18 protein-coding genes are annotated in these 17182 nt (G+C 62.3%); 8 read left to right on the forward strand and 10 right to left on the reverse strand.

Annotation, left to right across the window (positions count from 1 at the left end; all coding sequences use genetic code 11):
* The first annotated feature begins 65 nt into the window (after window positions 1-65).
* Window positions 66-989: a M14 family metallocarboxypeptidase gene (locus EB809_RS06155; protein ID WP_123633947.1), complete on the forward strand. Its 924-nt coding sequence runs from the start codon at window positions 66-68 to the stop codon at window positions 987-989.
* A gap of 24 nt (window positions 990-1013) precedes the next feature.
* Here the strand turns inward: EB809_RS06155 and EB809_RS06160 are convergent, their stop codons facing one another.
* On the reverse strand, window positions 1014-1964 hold the full coding sequence (locus EB809_RS06160; RefSeq protein ID WP_123633948.1) for an AraC family transcriptional regulator: 951 nt from the start codon (window positions 1962-1964) through the stop codon (window positions 1014-1016).
* A 163-nt stretch (window positions 1965-2127) separates the two neighbouring features.
* Here EB809_RS06160 and EB809_RS06165 point away from each other — a divergent pair, with 163 nt between their 5' ends.
* Window positions 2128-2961 carry an oxidoreductase gene (locus EB809_RS06165; protein WP_123633949.1) on the forward strand — a complete coding sequence of 278 codons (834 nt, stop codon included), beginning with the start codon at window positions 2128-2130 and terminating at the stop codon, window positions 2959-2961.
* Window positions 2962-3242: 281 nt separating this feature from the next.
* On the opposite strand, the gene EB809_RS06170 is transcribed toward EB809_RS06165, so the two are convergent.
* From EB809_RS06170 to EB809_RS06180, 3 genes are all read right to left on the reverse strand, one after another.
* Window positions 3243-3890, reverse strand: coding sequence for a hypothetical protein (locus EB809_RS06170; protein ID WP_123633950.1), 648 nt, complete (start codon window positions 3888-3890; stop codon window positions 3243-3245).
* A 228-nt stretch (window positions 3891-4118) separates the two neighbouring features.
* Window positions 4119-5009 carry a class A beta-lactamase gene (bla, locus tag EB809_RS06175; protein WP_123633951.1) on the reverse strand — a complete coding sequence of 297 codons (891 nt, stop codon included), beginning with the start codon at window positions 5007-5009 and terminating at the stop codon, window positions 4119-4121.
* A 66-nt stretch (window positions 5010-5075) separates the two neighbouring features.
* Complete coding sequence (locus EB809_RS06180) at window positions 5076-6008, reverse strand: AraC family transcriptional regulator (protein WP_123633952.1); 933 nt, start codon at window positions 6006-6008, stop codon at window positions 5076-5078.
* 197 nt (window positions 6009-6205) lie between these two features.
* Between EB809_RS06180 and EB809_RS06185 the strand changes: the two genes are divergently transcribed.
* From EB809_RS06185 to EB809_RS06195, 3 genes are all read left to right on the forward strand, one after another.
* Window positions 6206-7285 carry an aldo/keto reductase gene (locus tag EB809_RS06185; protein WP_123633953.1) on the forward strand — a complete coding sequence of 360 codons (1080 nt, stop codon included), beginning with the start codon at window positions 6206-6208 and terminating at the stop codon, window positions 7283-7285.
* A 120-nt stretch (window positions 7286-7405) separates the two neighbouring features.
* Complete coding sequence (locus EB809_RS06190; RefSeq protein WP_123633954.1) at window positions 7406-7867, forward strand: GFA family protein; 462 nt, start codon at window positions 7406-7408, stop codon at window positions 7865-7867.
* Between the two features lie 188 nt (window positions 7868-8055).
* Complete coding sequence (locus tag EB809_RS06195) at window positions 8056-8379, forward strand: hypothetical protein (RefSeq protein ID WP_123633955.1); 324 nt, start codon at window positions 8056-8058, stop codon at window positions 8377-8379.
* Between the two features lie 47 nt (window positions 8380-8426).
* Here the strand turns inward: EB809_RS06195 and EB809_RS06200 are convergent, their stop codons facing one another.
* The 5 genes from EB809_RS06200 to EB809_RS20920 form a co-directional block, all read right to left on the reverse strand.
* Window positions 8427-8648, reverse strand: a complete 222-nt coding sequence (locus EB809_RS06200; protein WP_123633956.1) for a hypothetical protein — start codon at window positions 8646-8648, stop codon at window positions 8427-8429.
* Window positions 8645-9076: a VOC family protein gene (locus tag EB809_RS06205; RefSeq protein ID WP_123633957.1), complete on the reverse strand. Its 432-nt coding sequence runs from the start codon at window positions 9074-9076 to the stop codon at window positions 8645-8647. The genes EB809_RS06200 and EB809_RS06205 overlap by 4 nt, the downstream gene beginning before the upstream one ends.
* Complete coding sequence (locus EB809_RS06210; RefSeq protein WP_123633958.1) at window positions 9073-9552, reverse strand: helix-turn-helix transcriptional regulator; 480 nt, start codon at window positions 9550-9552, stop codon at window positions 9073-9075. Before EB809_RS06210 ends, EB809_RS06205 begins: the two co-directional genes overlap by 4 nt.
* 139 nt (window positions 9553-9691) lie before the next feature.
* A complete protein-coding gene (locus EB809_RS06215; protein WP_123633959.1) occupies window positions 9692-9898 on the reverse strand; it encodes a hypothetical protein in 207 nt (68 codons plus the stop codon).
* Window positions 9885-10034: a hypothetical protein gene (locus EB809_RS20920; protein ID WP_190294838.1), complete on the reverse strand. Its 150-nt coding sequence runs from the start codon at window positions 10032-10034 to the stop codon at window positions 9885-9887. The genes EB809_RS06215 and EB809_RS20920 overlap by 14 nt, the downstream gene beginning before the upstream one ends.
* Window positions 10035-10721: 687 nt before the next feature.
* On the opposite strand from EB809_RS20920, the gene EB809_RS06220 reads away from it, so the two are divergent.
* The gene (locus EB809_RS06220) at window positions 10722-12026 is read left to right on the forward strand and encodes an MFS transporter (RefSeq protein WP_123633960.1); all 1305 of its coding nucleotides are present in this window, start codon (window positions 10722-10724) and stop codon (window positions 12024-12026) included.
* A gap of 61 nt (window positions 12027-12087) precedes the next feature.
* Here EB809_RS06220 and EB809_RS06225 read toward each other — a convergent pair whose 3' ends face one another.
* Entirely contained in the window at window positions 12088-12996 is a 909-nt protein-coding gene (locus EB809_RS06225) for a LysR family transcriptional regulator (protein WP_123633961.1), read from the reverse strand.
* A gap of 100 nt (window positions 12997-13096) precedes the next feature.
* Between EB809_RS06225 and EB809_RS06230 the strand changes: the two genes are divergently transcribed.
* On the forward strand, window positions 13097-14710 hold the full coding sequence (locus tag EB809_RS06230; protein ID WP_123633962.1) for an NADH-quinone oxidoreductase subunit L: 1614 nt from the start codon (window positions 13097-13099) through the stop codon (window positions 14708-14710).
* Entirely contained in the window at window positions 14707-17145 is a 2439-nt protein-coding gene (locus EB809_RS06235) for a YbcC family protein (protein WP_123633963.1), read from the forward strand. Before EB809_RS06230 ends, EB809_RS06235 begins: the two co-directional genes overlap by 4 nt.
* The last annotated feature ends 37 nt before the right edge of the window (window positions 17146-17182 follow it).

The raw sequence follows: 17182 nt of genomic DNA on the forward strand, positions 1-17182 counted from the left end.
GGACACCAGCCCAGGCGCGGATGCTAGAATGCCCGTTTGCGCCCGCCACCATTGGAGAAAGCGACTTGAACACGACGTCCACACCCTATCCCATCGGCACACCCGGAACGCCCTGGGGCGATGCAGAGCGTGCCGAGTGGCTATCCCGTCAGACCCGCCAGCGCAGCTACGAGTCCGAGGTGGGGAGCGTGATCGACCGCCTGCGCTCGCGCTTCGATGTGGAAGAGTATGGCCGTCTGGAATATGGCGCTGACCGTTATTCGCTGATGGCGATCCGGAGTCGTGACTGGCGGGATGATCGGCCGATCGTGCTGGTGACCGGCGGTGTCCACGGTTATGAAACCAGCGGTGTCCATGGTGCGCTGCAATTCGTCGAGCAGCGTGCTGCGGATTACTCGGACCGCATCAACCTGCTCGTGGCGCCCTGCGTTAGCCCCTGGGCTTACGAACGCATCCACCGCTGGAACGCCAATGCGGTCGATCCGAACCGCTCGTTCCGGGATGACGGTCAGGCGGAAGAGGCGGCGGCCCTCATGCGGCTGGTTGCGCCCATCCGCGATCAGGCCCTGCTGCACATCGACCTGCACGAAACCACCGATACCGACGAAAGTGAGTTTCGCCCTGCCCTGGCGGCCCGCGACGGCAAGCCGTTTGAACCGGGCGGGATTCCCGACGGTTTCTATCTGGTCGATGACCGCGAAAGCCCGCAGCCCGAGTTCCAACAGGCGGTGATTGAGGCGGTGGAGCAGGTGACCCATATCGCGCCGGCCGATGACAAAGGCGAGCTCTTCGGCACCCCCGTGGCGGCCCGCGGCGTTATCGAGTACCCGATCCAGCAAATGGGCCTGTGCACCAACCTCACCCGCGCGCCCTACCGGACGACGACCGAGGTCTACCCGGACAGCCCCCGCGCCACCACAGAGCAATGCAATGCCGCACAGGTTGCGGCGGTGTGTGCGGCGATCGATTACGCCCTGGCGCACCGGTAGGTCAGCGCAGGGATCGCCTCCCGCTCAATGGGAAGACACATAGAGAGAGGGGGACTCCGGAGGCGGCAGCTCGAAAGATGAGCGCATCCAGGCCACCTCTTCCCGGGGCGAGCGTCCAAACAGGCGGCGAAATTCCCGGCTGAATTGCGACGAGCTCTCGTAGCCGACACCCGCTGAGGCCGCCGCTGCGGTCATGCCGTTCCGGAACATCAGCAGTCTGGCCTGATGAAGCCGGACGGCTTTCACATACTGCATCGGCGATGTCTGCGTTACCTGCCTGAAATGCGTGTGGAAGCTCGGTGTGCTCATGCGGGCTTCACGGGCCAACTGATTCACATCCAGAGCCGTGGCATACCCGGCATGGATGAGGCGGATGGCGCGGGAGATTCGCCCGAAATGGCCTTCCATATCCAGGGCGGCCCGCATGGCGCCGCCCTGGGCGCCCGTCAGGACCCGGAAGTAGATCTCACGCACCATCGCCGGCCCCAGGATCCGGCTGTCTTCAGGCGACGCCATGATTTCGAGGAAGCGTTCCACGGTGGCCCCGAGAGCCGGCTCCATCTCGGAGGACAACAGGCCGCAGGGTGATGCCGACGCGGGTATTCCGGCTTCCTCCAGCTCGATCATCAGTTCTGCCGCCAGCGGTATGTCGAGATGCAGGTAGATGGCCAGCAAAGGCCTTTCGGCAGAGGCATCGGTCTCCATCGTGAACGGCACCGGAATGGAGACCGCCAGGTAGTGCTGTGCATCGTAGACGTAGGTTCGGTTGCCCCAGTAACCGCGCTTACGCCCCTGACAGACGATGACGATCCCCGGATCGTAAAGTACCGGCGTTCTCTCCAGCGGACGGTTCGAGCGCAGGAAGCGGACATCGGGCAGCGCCGTCAGATTGTAGCCTTCCTGAGGCGCCATCGACTCCAGTAACGCCACCATGCGCCGCTCGCGCTGACGGCCAGCGCTCGCCTCGATACTCATGAACCTTTGCTCCCGATCGTTTTGTGCCTTCATTCTGGGCCATTCAGGCCCGCAGGCAATCCCTCTCATAGGAATAGGCAACAAACTCAGAAGATCTCGCGTTCTGTACCGTATCCGACCGCTCTAGGATGGCCAGATCCACCCTCAAACAGAGAGCAACGCCATGAAACAGAGCAAGACCCTTCTCATTACCGGTGTCAGCAGCGGGTTCGGCCAGGCCCTCGCCGAGGCCGCCCTTGCAGCCGGGCATCGGGTGATTGGCACCGTGCGCCAGGCCGACGCGGTTGCAGAATTCGAAGCCCACACATCCGGCAACGCCTATGCCCGTCAGCTTGACCTGACCGACACCCCGGCCATTGCCCGGGTCGCGGAAGATATTGAGACCAGCCTCGGCCCCGTTGATGTCCTGGTCAATAACGCCGGCTATGGCCATGAGGGCATCCTGGAAGAATCGCCGACCGAGGAAATGCGCCGGCAGTTCGAGGTCAACGTGTTTGGTGCGGTCGAACTGACCCGGGCACTGCTCCCCTTCTTCCGCCAGCGCCGGGCCGGACACATCATCAACATCACATCAATGGGTGGGTACATCACCATGCCCGGCATCGCCTACTACTGCGGCAGCAAGTTCGCGCTGGAAGGCATTTCCGACACCCTGGGAAAGGAACTGGCCCCATTCAATATCCACGTCACGGCCGTGGCGCCGGGCTCCTTCCGGACCGATTGGGCAGGCCGCTCCATGCGCCGATCGCCCCGGCAGATTGCCGATTACGATGCCCTGTTCGATCCGGTCCGCCAGGCCCGCCTGGAGAAAAGCGGCCAGCAACTCGGGGACCCCTGCAAAGCCGCCAAGGCCATGCTGGAGATTATTGAAAGCGACACGCCTCCCGCGCATCTGCTGCTGGGAAGTGATGCCCTCAAACGGGTACGGGATCGACTGGCCGGCATGGCCCGGGAAATCGAAGACTGGGAGGCCCTGACGGTCTCGACGGACGGTTGATCCGACAGCCAGCGCCCTTATCCGCCCTTTGATGATCCGGTCGTCATCGCGAATCGACGGCCGGATTCTCCTTGCGAACCAGTAGAATGCAGATAACAACGTGAAGAAGTTCCGTACGCTGATCTCGCGCGACCGCAAGAAATTCGATACCACGACTCACAGGCTGAGATGAGCCAGCACTCTAACCCTGCCCGTCAATTCAGGGTTTGATTATGGATTAAAGGTCAAAAGGCAGGATCAGCGCCAAAAGCCGCGACCAGCCCCATTCGCTCCATTGTCACTTAGAGGCTAAGCACCTTCTGGCTGAATTCCGAGGAGCATTTCTCCGACGCGGCGGCGAGCTGTTCCTTGATATAGGCTGAATTATTTTCTACGAGTGCCTCATAACTTACGGTGCCATTGTCGTCTTTCGAGTTGTAAACGCAGTGCCCCACTGCAACCGCTTTCGCCTGGGCGATGTCAATGAGCTGCATCTCTGCGGTGTACATGACGAGATAATCCGAGAAATTGAAGCCGTCATAGATGAATTGCCAGCCCGTTGTCTGCACATCAATGGCATACGCGCTTCCAGACAAACTCTTGGCGATGACGGCGAGATCATCAGAATCGGTGGGTTCATTGGCCTGCCCTACCAGGGTCATGCCGTACTGCTTGGCCAGCTTTTGAGCCAGCGTGTTCGCAATCCTGTTTGACGGGTCTTCAATGTTGTCATTTTCGACCAGGTCATTGCCTTCGGAAATCGCGGCAACGGCCCCCACAGCGCCCAGCATGCCTTTTGTTGACGTCATGGCGACAAAACTCGGGCTTTCCCGATCGGTCGTGGTCAGACTATGGTCCGGAAGCTGTTTCTTCACTTCGTTGGCAATCGGCACATTGGTTGTCGCACAGCCTGTTACGAGAAGCGTGGCCAGAATGAGCAAGTATTTCATGCTTGAATTCCCTTCTTCTTTATTTTGGTTGTCAGCTAGCGTTTAGCCCTTTTTAAGCTTTCACAAGCGGCGCGCTTCTGAGAAGTTGGCGCCCGCTCTCTGCGCGTCTGCGCGATCACGCAAACACAGCGTAGGCTTTTGAATAGTAGATATTTTTGCCGGGCTATCAGTCAGAACATGTAAATAAAATGGGCATTTATGTAATTGGGAACCGAGAGACCCGTTTTGTCAGTGCTCGTCCATTTTGATCATTCGGATAACTGCCGCCCCCAGCTCTTTCAACGCCGCATTACGGGCCTTGAAGTCGGCGTCTGTATCCGAGATATAGATCGTGACGATTCTCGGGTCGCCGTCGTCCGGCGTAATCAGTGCCACGATGTTCCGGTTGTGGTCGCCGCTGCCGGACTTGTCGGCGATCTTCCAGCTTGAGGGCGCGTCGTCTCGCAGTAGTGCTTGAGTCACGCCGCCATGGCTCATCCACGCCACCAACTGGTCGCGGGAGCTGGTGGTCAATGCGTCCCCCAGCAACAGCTTCTGCAGGGTGTCGATCATGACGACGGGCTTTGTGGTGTCCCTGGGATCGCCGGGTTCCCAGGTGTTCAGGGCCGATTCATACCGGTCTGAACGGGTGACGGAATCTCCGATGCGTCGCAGGAACTGCGTGACCGCCTCCGGACCGCCCAGGTGTCTGATCAACAGGTTGGTCGCGGTGTTGTCGCTCATATCCAGCGCGGCGTAGCACAGCTCATCCAGGGTCATACTCTGCCCGACGCGCTCTTTGGTGACCGGCGCGTAAGACAGGATATCGTCCTGGTGAACGGGCAGTTCGTCGGACAGGGACATCTTGCCCGCATCGACCTGCGCCAGTACGGCGCCGCAAAGCGGCACCTTCATCGTGCTGTTCATCAGGAAACGCTCGTCTGCGCGATGGGACCAGGAAAAATCCGAGCCCGTGTCCGTCATGGCGAGGCCAACCCGTGCGTCCAGCTGGTCCTCGACCTGTTCAACCGTGTCGGACAGATCTTCCAGAGCCGTCTTTGCAACGGCCCCCGTCGTCATGAAGAGCCCGAGGGCAAACCCCAGTGCAGCGCGAGGGAGAATTGAATTGCCAAGGCGCATGAACCGTTCCTTTGTTGATGCCAGATGAGGGGAGCATAATGAACTAAGCCCAGTTAAATGAACACGTTAAACGCCACTCTCAATCGCCACACTGGACCGCATCACGGCCTTGTCCCGCCCTGGCGGCGCACCGAACAGTTTGCGGTAGTCGCGGCTGAACTGGGACGGGCTCTCGTAACCGACCTGGTAACCCACACTGGCCACTTCCTGCTCGCTGAACAGCAGCCGGCGGGCTTCCTGCAATCGCACCCGTTTCTGGAACTGCACCGGCGTGAGCTGGGTAATGGCCTTGAAATGCCGATGGAAGGACGCCGGGCTCATGTTTGCCATGTTGGCCAGGTCCGCGACCTTGAAGGGCTGTTGATAGTTCGCGTGCATCCAGGCGGTGACCCGACCGATGCGGGCGGTGTCGCTGTCTTTCATGCCGATCTGCTGCAAAGCTGGCCCCAGCGGGGAGCGAAGCAAACGCCAGCCGATTTCCCGGCGGATGAGCGGTTCCATGACCTCGCGATCGATCGGCTGGTCGAGCAGCCGGAGCAGGCGGATGACAGGATCGTACAGTTCCCCGGGCACCGGTGCCGTCGCCAGCGCCGTTCGTTTGGGGCCTCGATAAGCTATCTCCGGATGAGCCACCAACAGTTCGGAAACCATCGCCGGGTCGATCGACAGGCTGAGCGCCAGATACGGCTTGTCCGGCGTCGCCTCAATGATGCGAGAGTTCACGGGCAGGTTGACCGACGCGAACAAGCAGTCGCCCTGACCATAGTGAAAGGCCTGCTCCCCGATGGCCGTGACCTTGGCCCCCTGCAAGACGATACAGAACGAGGTTTGATACAGCGCCCGAATGGTGCCACTGGGTTCCGGCGCGCGGGTCAGCCGCAGTCCGTCGATGGCGGTCTCCGGCCCGTGGGCCAGCCACTGCTGCTCGACAAGATCGCGCAGCCGGTTCAGGGTGGGATGGTCCGGTTGCATCGGAATGACGTTGGGTTGAGCGGTCATGGGCGCCTCCTGTGCTGATCCGATCATAGGCTTTCCGGCGCCACAATTCAGCACGGCCAGCCTCCGCAACAGACCTGATTGATAGGATCGTGCAATCGTCTGAGAGTTTCCACCAGCCCGATCGACCCTGCGCCAACGTAGCATGAGTCCACGGCCCTGCCCCGGCAGGTGCATCCATCAAAAGGAGAGGACTCGCTATGACGACACCCAATATGCCCCAATCCAGTCAGGACACCCCCCTGCGCCTTCGGACACTGGGCCACTCCGGCCTGTTTGTCTCGGAACTGTGCCTGGGCACCATGACCTTCGGCGGCGAAGACGGCATCTGGGAGCTGATCGGCCAGTTGCAGCAGGATCAGGCCAATGAGCTGGTGAAAACCGCCCTCGATGCGGGCATCAATTTCATCGACACCGCCAACGTCTATGGTGGTGGCGCCAGCGAGCGCATCACCGGGCAGGCCCTGAAAAATCTGGGCGTTCCCCGTGAGGATATCGTGCTGGCCACCAAGGTGCTCGGCCCGATGGGCGACAGTCCCAACGCCCGCGGGGCGTCCCGGGGTCACATCATGACCCAGTACAAGGCCAGTCTGGAGCGCCTGCAAACGGACTACATCGACCTGTACCAGATCCACGGCTTCGATCCGGCCACGCCAATCGAGGAGACCCTGGAGGCGCTGAATACCCTGGTGCAGCACGGCCATGTCCGCTACGTCGGCCTGTCGAACTGGGCCGCCTGGCAGGTGATGAAGGCCGTCGGCATTACCCGGGCCCGCCAACTGTGTCCGATCCTGTCGCTGCAGGCTTACTACACGCTCGTGGGTCGGGATCTGGAACGCGAGGTGATCCCCATGCTGGAGTCCGAGGACATCGGCCTGATGGTATGGAGCCCATTGGCGGGCGGTTACCTGTCCGGTAAGTACGAAGGCCCGAACGTGTCGGAAGAAAACCGCCGTGCCAAGTTCGACTTCCCGCCGGTGAACCGGGAACGCGGCAGCGAAGTCATCGCCGTGATGCGGGAAATCGCCGCCGGTAAAACGGTGGACGGCCAGCCCGTCTCGGTCGCCCAGATCGCCCTGGCCTGGCTGCTGCACCAGAACGCCGTGACCAGCGTCATCGTCGGCGCCAAACGGGTCGACCAGCTGCAGGACAACATTCGGGCCGCCCAGGTACGCTTCTCGGACGACGAACTGGCCGCCCTGGATGACGTCAGCCGGCTGCCGGCTGAATATCCGGGCTGGATGCTGGAGCGTCAGGGCGGGTATCGCTCCTCGAATTAAGGCGGAACAGGAACAGCCCCGGTCGTCCACGCATTGAATAGGGACCGGGGCGCCCTGCCAGATAAACACGCTATAGTTTGGAAACCATTTCCGTACGACAACAACAGGGAGCGTGAAACCATGATCGAGAAGTTACTGCCTATCAAAGGCGAATGCCGTTGTGGCCGTGTGGGTATCCAGATTGATGCGGCGCCAATCCTGACGATGGCGTGCCACTGCACGGGATGCCAGAAGATGAGTTCGAGCGCCTACTCGCTGTCGGCCCTCGTTCCCGGCGAGGCTTTTTCTGTCACGCGCGGCGATCCGGTGATTGGCGGGCTTCGCGGCAACGATGTGCGGCATTTCTTCTGCCCGGATTGCATGAGCTGGATGTTCACGCGGTTCGACGACTCAATGCCTTTCGTCAATGTGCGCCCAACCATGCTGGACGACCACAGCTGGTTCGTACCGTTTGTCGAAACCTACACCAGCGAAAAACTGCCCTGGGCGACCACGCCAGCGACCCACAGCTTCGAGAAGTTTCCTCCGCCGGAATCCTATGAGGGCCTGGCGCAGGAGTATGCGCAAAGCCTCCAGAAGTAACAGGAGTCCCCGAGGCGAAAAGAGGCGCCGGCGATAGCGTTCAGATTTTCGACATAGCGGTTTCGGAGAAGCGGTGTCTGGCGGTCGTTGGCATACTGGAAAGTCATCATGCTGACGCGATCTTCTAGCGTGAGCACACAGTGAAAACCACAATGGATCGATAACGGTTTTTCAGGAATGGAATAGAGATGAAACCCTTAAAAGCCCTGGTCACGATGGCCCTGCTGACGACCGCATCCTTTGCCCATGCCAACGACTCATTCCGGCTTGCCAATGGCAAGCTGATCCAGGAAGGGCAAAGCAAGCAGGAGATTCTTTATATTGCTGGCGATCCCGTTAACCGGGAGGTTGAGACGATCGCAGTCGATGACGGCGCCGGCGGGAGTCCCGTTAAACGGGAAATCCTGACCTACCGTTTGCAGAGCTCGCTGGGCGGTCAATCCCTGGTGGTCATAACCGTCGAGAACAATACGGTGGTTGCTGTTGAGGCCACGCAAGAGAACAGACTGTAGGCTCCCGACGCCGGAAACCCGGCCCCGGCGTCGGCAACCTGGGTCGATCAGTCACAAGGCTGGCCGCGCCACCTGGAACGATACGGCAACGCAAACAGGTACAGGCCTGAGACCAGTTGCAGGAAAAGCGGCGGCAACGGCGCGTAGGTCAGCCACATTGGCGGCTCACCCGAGGCCACCGCCCTGAACGCGAAGTTGGCGATGACGGTGAGCGTGAAAACGATCGACAGCCAACGATGGCCCTGCCGCATCCAGAGACTCCGGTTCATGTCGAGGCCTCCGCTGCGGATTGTGACCGGGCTTCGATCATCTTCCATCCGTTGCCGGACGGATCGCGGAAACCGGCGTCCACGGCGCCATACCGGTCGATCGGCTCCTGGGTGAACTCCACCCCCAGCCTGCTCAGCCGCTCGTAGGCCGCGCGGCAATCCTCCACATGGAGCACCAGCGGTGGCATGGCCCCCTTGGCCACAACCTCACTCAGAGTCCGCGCTGTCGCGTCATCGTGGACCGGCGGGCCCGGCTTGAACAAACCCAGCTGGAACGAGGGCTGCTCCGGGTGCTGCACCGTCAGCCAGCGATAGTTCCCGTTGCGCACGTCCGTATGGACCCGAAACCCCAGCCGTTCAACATAGAACGTCAGCGCTTCGTCCTGGTCCCGGACATACAGACCAACCACACCAATACCTTGTGTCATAGAAGATCCTCCGTTGATGGGCGGTCCATTCTCTCAACGGAGGTCTTCCGTCGCTTCTCCAAAACTGCCATCTTGAGGTCCGGACGATCAGCGGCGCGCACCATGCATTCGGGGACGTTTTCCCGGTCATCCGGAGACGACCGCTCACGTGCACGGAGCTGCCCCGGGTTCTCACCGGTGATGTCACGGAAAATGCGCCCGAAGGTTCCCAGGCTTTTCCAACCCGTCTGAAAGGCGATGTCCGTGATCGGGAGGTCCGTGTCGCGAAGCAGTGCGACGGCCCGCTCGATGCGGCGGGTCAGCAAATAACGATGCGGCGGAACGCCAAACGCTTCCTTGAACGAGCGGGCAAAGTGCGACGCCGAAACGGCGCTGACCTGCGCCAGGCGATGAATCGGCCACGCTTCGTGGGACGCGCGATCCATCCGGTCTTTCGCGCGAAGTAGCCGTCGCAACAGTTCGGGGCTCTGGGCCATGTTTGCTGTTCACTCCCAACCTGTGACGGCCCTGCCAGAACAGCGACGTGAACGAACCCGGCCACTGGCGCTTGAGCAGGCCAAGGCCCCGTCCCTGGTTGAGTCGTCTTTTGATTATTATGTTATCGGAAATACCCGACTATTTTATCGCACTGCCCCGTTCCTTGATGCCTTCGAAACTGACCCGGCCTTGCGCATCGACATGGCAGGTTACGTTATGCACAGCATTGCCGTGCCCGCGAATATTGATATGCAGTTCGAAAGGCTGTCCGGGTCGGTAGCTTCCCGCGTTGGTTTCTTCCTCAAGCGGATAGCCGGTGAGGGCCTTCCCCTCAGGCTGCTGCACCGTTTTTTTCCCGGCATTGCTCGACCAAATGCTGCGCTTTTTTCGCCGGCACCTCCGCCCACGCGTGAGCGGCCGTCAGAACGGACAGGGCCAAGGCAGGCAAAGTGACACGCTCGGCCAGTCTGGTGAATCGCATACGTTCCTCCGTGTTGGCTGTGCCACCAGTGTAGGAAAAAAAACGGGCCGGATTGAACCGCCCTCCGCGTGACACCTCTTTAATGGGTGCTATGAACAAGAACGACAAACCATGCCTCTTTTGACCACACCGGCTTGAATCCGGCCTGGCCCATTCCTAGGCTGGGCAGGTATCACAGTCTTGGGAAGGCGTCGCAAAAGCTCCAGGGGTAGGTTGGGCTGACGCAGGAAGCCCAACAATGAGCGGGCACCGGACGTTCCCGTTATCGCGGACAGGCTTGGAACATGAGGTCTCAAAAATCCGCTTGGCGACCCTTGGATTGGATGAGATTGGCCGCAAACCCGGCTTGTTGGGCTTCCTGCGTCAGCCCAACCTACGATACTGGCGCATGAGTATGCGCAAACCACGGGGCGTTAGAACAACCCGAGTGAAGGCCGCAAGCCGTTCCTGGGGGATAGAAACGACACACCGTGCCTCTTTTGACCACACTGCCTTGAATCCGGATCGGTCCATTCTTAGGCTGGTCAGGTATCACATTCAAAGGCAGGGCCTGCCCCCAAATAAAGAGGGCTGCACGGTGAGGCGAATAACGTCCGTGGTCTGGTATCGATTGACGGTCATTGCGCGATGCGCGTGGCCCTTGATTACGGCAAGAACCGTCATTAACCCCAGCGGTCAGGTCCTGCTATGAAAGTGCCGTCAAGCACCAGCTTTGCGCTGATCGGAGCCGGCCTGATTGCCATCAGTTACGGCCTGGCACGCTTCGCCTTTGGTCTGTTTGTCCCTCCCATTCGCGATGACCTGGCACTGACGCCGGAGGTCATCGGTGTCATCGGCGCTCTGCCGCTGATCAGTTTTTCACTGGCCACATTGGTTGCGCCGATCGTTGCCATTCGTTTCGGGGCTCGCAATACCACCGTGCTTTCCGGCGTGTTCGGCGTGGTGGGGTTGGCGGTGATCAGTCAGGCTTCAGGCGCCCTGTCGCTGGGGGTGGGCGTGTTTGCCTGCGGCATTTGCACGGGATTGATGATGCCGGCGCTGACCGCGGCCATGCAGGCCCTGGTCAATCGATCGCTGCACGGGCGGGTCAGCTCGGTGATGAACGCCGGGACCAGCGTCGGTGTGATCGTGGCCGTGCCAGCCATCCTGTTTGTCGCCAGTGCCTGGCGTTCGGCGTATCTCGTCTTTGCCATTCTGGCAGCGGTCGGGGTCATCGCCGCCCGCACCTTTATTCCGTCGGTATCGCGTGTCACGCCCCTGAACGCGGCCCCACCTCCGCCGATCACGCGACTGCACTGGTGGCGGCTTTTCCGGCTCTCGCTGTTTGCCTTCGCGATGGGCTTTGTGTCCGCCGCCTACTGGATCTTTGCTCCGGACCTGATGGTGAACCTCAGTTCCCAGCCGCCGAGTGCCACCGGTTGGCTGTGGCTGGCGGTTGGCATCGCAGGCCTTGGAGGCGCAGTGGTGGCCGATCTGGCCGACCGCAACAACCCGCCCATCACCCAGGCCCTGATGCTGATGATGCTGGCGGCAAGCCTGGCCCTGCTGGCAGCCAGTCCGAGTCAGTTGGTGATCACCGCGTTTTCGGCGCTGGTGTTTGGTCTGGCCTATATGAGTCTGACCGGACTCTACCTGATGACCGGCATCCGCCTGCTGCCGGGCCGGTTGTCGATGGGGCCGGTGCTGCCCTTTATGGCGATCTCGCTCGGCCAGGCCACGGGTTCACCCGCCGTCGGCCTGCTGGTCAAGACGTTCGGTTACGCCGATGCATTTGCCATGTTCTCCGCCATCGGCGTTGTCGTGGCTTTGCTGTCACCGCTCTATCCCCGCCACATCGACCAGGAGCCCGAGGAAGTCGAAGAGGATGAAACGGGCCTGCAGGCCGCTTATGACTACCAGCTCCAGGGCGAGGACGGCGAGCCTTGGGAAGATCACGGGCTGCCCAAGTCGGGGACGGCGCCCAAGCTTGAGACGGAAGAGAATCGGAGCTGAAAGACGGTTATCCACCGCAGGTTCAAAGCCAGCCACAAGTCCGTGAACCCGCCGGGCGACTTCAGAACGACCAGTTCGCCGACCGGGTCAGCAACACTTCTGAGGGTTGGGATAACAACCGGGTCAGCAGGGGCGGTTCAAACTGCCGCCGGATGCTGACTGCGTAAAACTCCTCGAACACGCCGGGCAACGCGCCGTAATCCACCAGGCTGCCCCGCTCCAGCTCGTCACGGACCACGACCGGCGGCAATACCGCAAAGTGGCGTGTGTCCCGCGCCAGCAGACGCATCATCGCCATGTCGTCTACCTCCGCGACAATACGCGGGCTGATGCCGTGATAGTCGCACAGTTGGTCGAACGCATGGCGGATGTTGTTCTCCGGTCCCGGCACGATCAGGCTGCGCTCCACCAGCAATTCGGGAAACGTCTCCACACCGGTTACACCCGGCGGGCCAATCACGCTGACGCCCTGTCGGGCAATGCGACGCGAGCGCCACGGGTTCTTTTCATCGCCATGGACAGGCTGGTTGGACAACACCAGGTCCAGTCGGTGGGCTGAGAGCCGGCGGATCAGGTCGTCCAGGGTGCCGCTCTGAATGATCAGCTCGATGTCGTCTCGCCCGAGCAGGGGTTTCAGGAACCCTTCCTGAAAGTTGCGGGAAAGGGTCGCCACCGCCCCGATCCGGAGGCTTTCCCGGTTGGCCTGGATGCCGGAGCTGAACAGCTCCGTGAGTTCCTCGCCCTGCCGGAAGATATCTTCGGCATAGCCGAAAGCCACGCGGCCGGCCTCTGACAGCTTCAGCCGGCGGCCCTCCCGGATGAACAGCGCGTAGCCGAGACTGTCCTCCAGTTTGCGGATCTGGCCCGACAGCGCCGACTGGGAAATGTGGAGGGACTCCGCGGCACAGGTCAGGTGTCCGGTTTTGGCCACAGTCCAGAAATAGAACAGGTGATGGTAATTCAGTTTCATGGCAATTGTTCTCTAAAAAAGAACGATAGGATCTTTTTAAACCATTTTTTATATGAATGCATTCCCGGCAAAGTAAGCACAACGTCAACGGGAGGCCTTTATGAACGACCTTGCAACCGTATTTTCCATGCCAGCGCTCCTGGCCTGGCTCCTTCTGCCGGTGTCGCTCCTGCTGCTGGCGGGCTTCACGGGCTGGCAATCCAGCACACGGACCACCGGGCTCTGCTGGCGCCTCGCCAGCCGCCTGCTGGTGCTCTCGATCAGGGCCACCGCCCTCATCGGCGTTCTGCTGGTGGTCGATGCCTGGATCGCCGACACCGGCCTGCCGGAGATGGGCCATCGCCTGGGGCTCCAGCCCGATGGACTGGCCGTCTGGATGGCCCTGATGGTGGGCTTCATTGGCTGGGTCATTCTCCGCTACGCGGACACCTACCTGCTGGGCGATCCCGCACGCCATCGCTTCCTGCCCTGGTTCCTGACCACGCTGGCGAGCGTCCTTCTCCTGGTTTTCACCAACAACCTGCTGGTCCTGGCCGGGGCCTGGATCGGTGTCAGCCTCGCCCTGCATCACCTGCTGACCCTGTACCATGACCGCCCGGAAGCCCGTCTCGCGGCGTTCCAGAAGTTCATCGTCAGCCGTATCGGCGACATCTGCGTGATGACCGGCGTCTGGCTGCTCTACCGCCACTACGGCACCTTCGACCTGCCTGCCATGATCACATCCGCCGGTGACACGGCCCAGGGCAGCACCCATCTCGAGATCGCCTCGGTCCTGTTCGCCGTGGCAGCGCTGCTGAAGTGCGCCCAGGTGCCGTTCCATGGCTGGCTGCTGCGCGTCATGGAAGCGCCGACGCCGGTCTCCGCACTGCTCCATGCGGGCGTCATCAACCTTGGGGGCTTTCTCTGGCTGCGACTGTTCCCGGTACTGGACGGTTTCTCCCCGGGGCATCTGGTCCTGCTCGCTGTCGGCGGCCTGACGGCGGTGGTCGGGGTGCTGACGATGATGAGCCAGGCCTCCGTCAAACACGCCTTGGCGTGGTCCACGTCGGCCCAGATGGGCTTCATGCTGTTCGAGATCGGCATGGGCGCCTACACCCTGGCCTTCCTGCACCTGTTGGCTCACTCGCTCTACAAGGCCCATTCGTTCCTGGCTTCGGGGCGCACGGTGTCGGCGTCCCGGGTGGCGCCTTTCGCAACGGCCGATCTCCGTTCGCGCCTGGCCTGGAGTGCGGCCGTCGCCGGTTTCGGGCTCGCTCTCCTGTGGCTGAACCCGGGCCTTGTGGAGAATAACCCGGTGCTGGGCGCCATGCTGATCCTGGCAATTTTCGGGTCGGTGCTCGGTCTGCCGGCGGGTATCCGCCTGCGTCAGAAGCTGCTCCTGGGCGGCCTGGCCGTTGGCCTGATACCGATTTATGGGCTCGCCCACTGGCTGCTGGGCCCGGTCGTCGCCCCGCACTTCACCGGACCACTGCCCCTGGCGGGTGTGGTGATCGGACTGCTGATGGTCGGCACCCTCGCCCTGGTCTCACTGATCCTGCTGCTGAATCCGCAGAGCCGGATAGCCCGAACGCTGCGATTCCACGTGAGCAACGGCTTCTACCTGATGTTGCCTTTTGACCACCTGACAACGCGGCTGGCGAACAGCCTCGCCTGGCGGCAACCGGCTGAGGCGGCGTCGAAGAACGATCTGTCCATCCTGGGAGACAAGTCATGAATCAGGTCAGCGTATCCCGCTTTGGTAAACCGGCACTGGCGTCCGACCAGAAAGACGCCCTGACCCGGGCAACGTCCGTGATTCCACCCAGCTGGCCGCTGGACCGGTGGATTGCCGTCAACCCCTGGTGGGGCCTGCGGCACCTTCCCGCCGAGCGGGCCTCCCGCATTCCCGGCGCGCGGGCCAAGACGTCCATGCTGATGCCTCCCGCCTTCTACCGCGATGCCTGGCAACGGGGCCGCATCCGGGAAGAAGACCTGCGAGACGCCCAGCGCGAGAGCGACGGCCATGCGACGCGGGACACCCTGCTTGCCGCCCTGAAAAAAGGCGACACGGACAGTGGCCTGGCGGCGCCCTCGGTCCTCGACCAGACGTTCGGCAGCAGCGCCAGCCCGGCCATGGTGGCCGTTCGGCAACAGGTCGCGCGAACCTGCGGACTGTTCTTCGATACCCGGCAGTCGCGGTGGCTGGTGGACCTGGCGTCTGACGGGCTCTTTGCGAGCTGGCTGGAGCAAAGCCGGCACGACCCGCTCCTGGACCGCCGGACCGGTCTCGCCGGGGCCCGGTCGATCCTGAAAGACATGCCGGCCGCCCCGGCACAGGCCAGCAACTGGGCCATCGGTATCCTGAACCTCTCGGCAAGCGAACTGGAGGCACTGGCACACCGGCTGCTGTTCGAGCTCGTTGGCTGGAGCGCCTGGTGCAAGGGCGTCGAATGGCAGGCCGCGCTGGATGGTGGCGCAGCCAACCTGTGCGACCAACTGCTGGTGATTCTGCTGGTCTGGGAGGCGATTGGCGTCCATCTGGCAGCGCCGGAGCAGCGGCACCAGTGGCAGGCGGCCTGGAACACCTACCTCAAAGGCGCGACGCAATCCCATGACCCGACACTGTGGCTCTGGCACCGCGCTTACGAGCGGGGCTATCAGCGGGAACTGATCGGCACGCTGACTGGTTCCAGAGATCCGGTGAGCACGGCGGCGCCGGCCGGGGCCGACAGCGAGATCCAGGCCGTGTTCTGCATCGACGTGCGGTCCGAGGTGATGCGCCGCCATCTTGAGGCGGCGTGCCCGACGGTCCAGACCCTCGGCTTCGCCGGCTTCTTCGGTATGCCGGTGACGCACCGGGGGCTGGGACCGGAGGACGACATGCCCAGGCTTCCGGGACTGCTGGCTCCGGTCTACCGGCTGGTGGACTCCACCGGCGACCGTCAGGCGGATCGGACACAGCACCAGGCCGCCAGCCAGCGCGAGATGACCCGGCAGACGGTGCGTAAGGCCAAGTACAGCAGCCTGTCCAGTTTCACGCTGGTCGAAACCACCGGACTGGCCTGGGGCTGGAAGTTGCTCCGCGACAGCCTGCACCGGAACCGTACGAAGCCGGCCACGTCCACCCCGGCCAAGAGCGGCCTTTTTCAGCGCTATGGCGGTGACCCGGTGTCCGACCCTGAAAAAGTCGACCTCGCCGAACGGATGCTGCGCGGCCTGTCGCTGACCACCGGCTTCGCGCCGCTGCTGGTGTTCGTCGGGCATGGCAGCCATACCGACAACAATCCACACCAGGCCGGGTTGGCATGCGGTGCCTGCGGGGGCCAGAACGGCGGAGTCAATGCGGCACTGGCGGCCCGTCTGATCAATGATCCCCAGGTCCGTGCCGGCCTGGTGGCACGGGGCATCCGCATTCCCGACTTCACGCTCGCGCTGGCTGCGGAACACTGCACGGTGACGGATCGGGTCACGGTCCTGAATCGCGAGCAGGTGCCGGACAGCTACCTGAAAAAGCTGATCCGCCTGGAAAATGCCTTCACCGATGCGGCCCGGCGCAGCCGCCGGGAGCGGGCTGCGGCCCTGGGCCTCGCCGGCCATGACGACGACCGCCTGCGGCAACACATGACCAAACGTACGATGAACTGGTCCGAAGTCCGGCCGGAATGGGGGCTGGCGAACAATGCGGCCATCATCTTCGCCGACCGTTCCCGGACGCGGGGGCTGAACCTGAAGGGACGCACGTTCCTGCATGACTACAAGCCCTCGCAGGATCCGGATGGCACCGTGCTTGAGGCCCTGATGACCGCGCCGATGGTGGTGGCCAACTGGATCAACCTGCAGTACCTGGGCTCGGTGGCGGCGCCGGAGACCTTCGGTGCGGGCAACAAGCTGCTGCATTCGGTAGTCGGCGGCAACGTGGGCGTGATCGAGGGCAACGACCCGGACCTGCGGATCGGCCTGGCGCTCCAGTCCGTCCACGACGGCGAAGCCTGGCGCCACGAGCCCGTGAGACTCAACGTGTTCATCGACGCCCCTCGCCAGCTCATCGAGCGGATCCTGGCACAGCAACCCGATGTGGCGCGACTGGTGGAGAACCATTGGCTGTGGCTGTTCCGTTTCGCCGGGGACGGCGTCGAGCAGTACCGCAACGGCGACTGGCAGGCGTGCTGACAACCGCCGGTCCGCGCCCTGGATGGTCGTGGGCCGG

The sequence above is a fragment of the Marinobacter sp. R17 genome (assembly GCF_003789045.1).
GTDB lineage: Bacteria > Pseudomonadota > Gammaproteobacteria > Pseudomonadales > Oleiphilaceae > Marinobacter_A > Marinobacter_A mangrovi.

Bases quoted from the DNA above. Each gene is read 5' to 3' on its own strand.
- EB809_RS06195 (WP_123633955.1), top strand. From the start codon at position 8,056: ATGAAACCCTTAAAAGCCCTGGTCACGATGGCCCTGCTGACGACCGCA.
- EB809_RS06235 (WP_123633963.1), top strand. From the start codon at position 14,707: ATGAATCAGGTCAGCGTATCCCGCTTTGGTAAACCGGCACTGGCGTCC.
- EB809_RS06180 (WP_123633952.1), bottom strand. From the start codon at position 6,008: ATGACCGCTCAACCCAACGTCATTCCGATGCAACCGGACCATCCCACC.
- EB809_RS06160 (WP_123633948.1), bottom strand. From the start codon at position 1,964: ATGAGTATCGAGGCGAGCGCTGGCCGTCAGCGCGAGCGGCGCATGGTG.
- EB809_RS06170 (WP_123633950.1), bottom strand. From the start codon at position 3,890: ATGAAATACTTGCTCATTCTGGCCACGCTTCTCGTAACAGGCTGTGCG.
- EB809_RS06210 (WP_123633958.1), bottom strand. From the start codon at position 9,552: ATGGCCCAGAGCCCCGAACTGTTGCGACGGCTACTTCGCGCGAAAGAC.
- EB809_RS06165 (WP_123633949.1), top strand. From the start codon at position 2,128: ATGAAACAGAGCAAGACCCTTCTCATTACCGGTGTCAGCAGCGGGTTC.
- EB809_RS06220 (WP_123633960.1), top strand. From the start codon at position 10,722: ATGAAAGTGCCGTCAAGCACCAGCTTTGCGCTGATCGGAGCCGGCCTG.
- EB809_RS06200 (WP_123633956.1), bottom strand. From the start codon at position 8,648: ATGAACCGGAGTCTCTGGATGCGGCAGGGCCATCGTTGGCTGTCGATC.
- EB809_RS06230 (WP_123633962.1), top strand. From the start codon at position 13,097: ATGAACGACCTTGCAACCGTATTTTCCATGCCAGCGCTCCTGGCCTGG.
- EB809_RS06185 (WP_123633953.1), top strand. From the start codon at position 6,206: ATGACGACACCCAATATGCCCCAATCCAGTCAGGACACCCCCCTGCGC.
- bla (WP_123633951.1), bottom strand. From the start codon at position 5,009: ATGCGCCTTGGCAATTCAATTCTCCCTCGCGCTGCACTGGGGTTTGCC.
- EB809_RS06190 (WP_123633954.1), top strand. From the start codon at position 7,406: ATGATCGAGAAGTTACTGCCTATCAAAGGCGAATGCCGTTGTGGCCGT.
- EB809_RS06205 (WP_123633957.1), bottom strand. From the start codon at position 9,076: ATGACACAAGGTATTGGTGTGGTTGGTCTGTATGTCCGGGACCAGGAC.
- EB809_RS06225 (WP_123633961.1), bottom strand. From the start codon at position 12,996: ATGAAACTGAATTACCATCACCTGTTCTATTTCTGGACTGTGGCCAAA.
- EB809_RS20920 (WP_190294838.1), bottom strand. From the start codon at position 10,034: ATGCGATTCACCAGACTGGCCGAGCGTGTCACTTTGCCTGCCTTGGCC.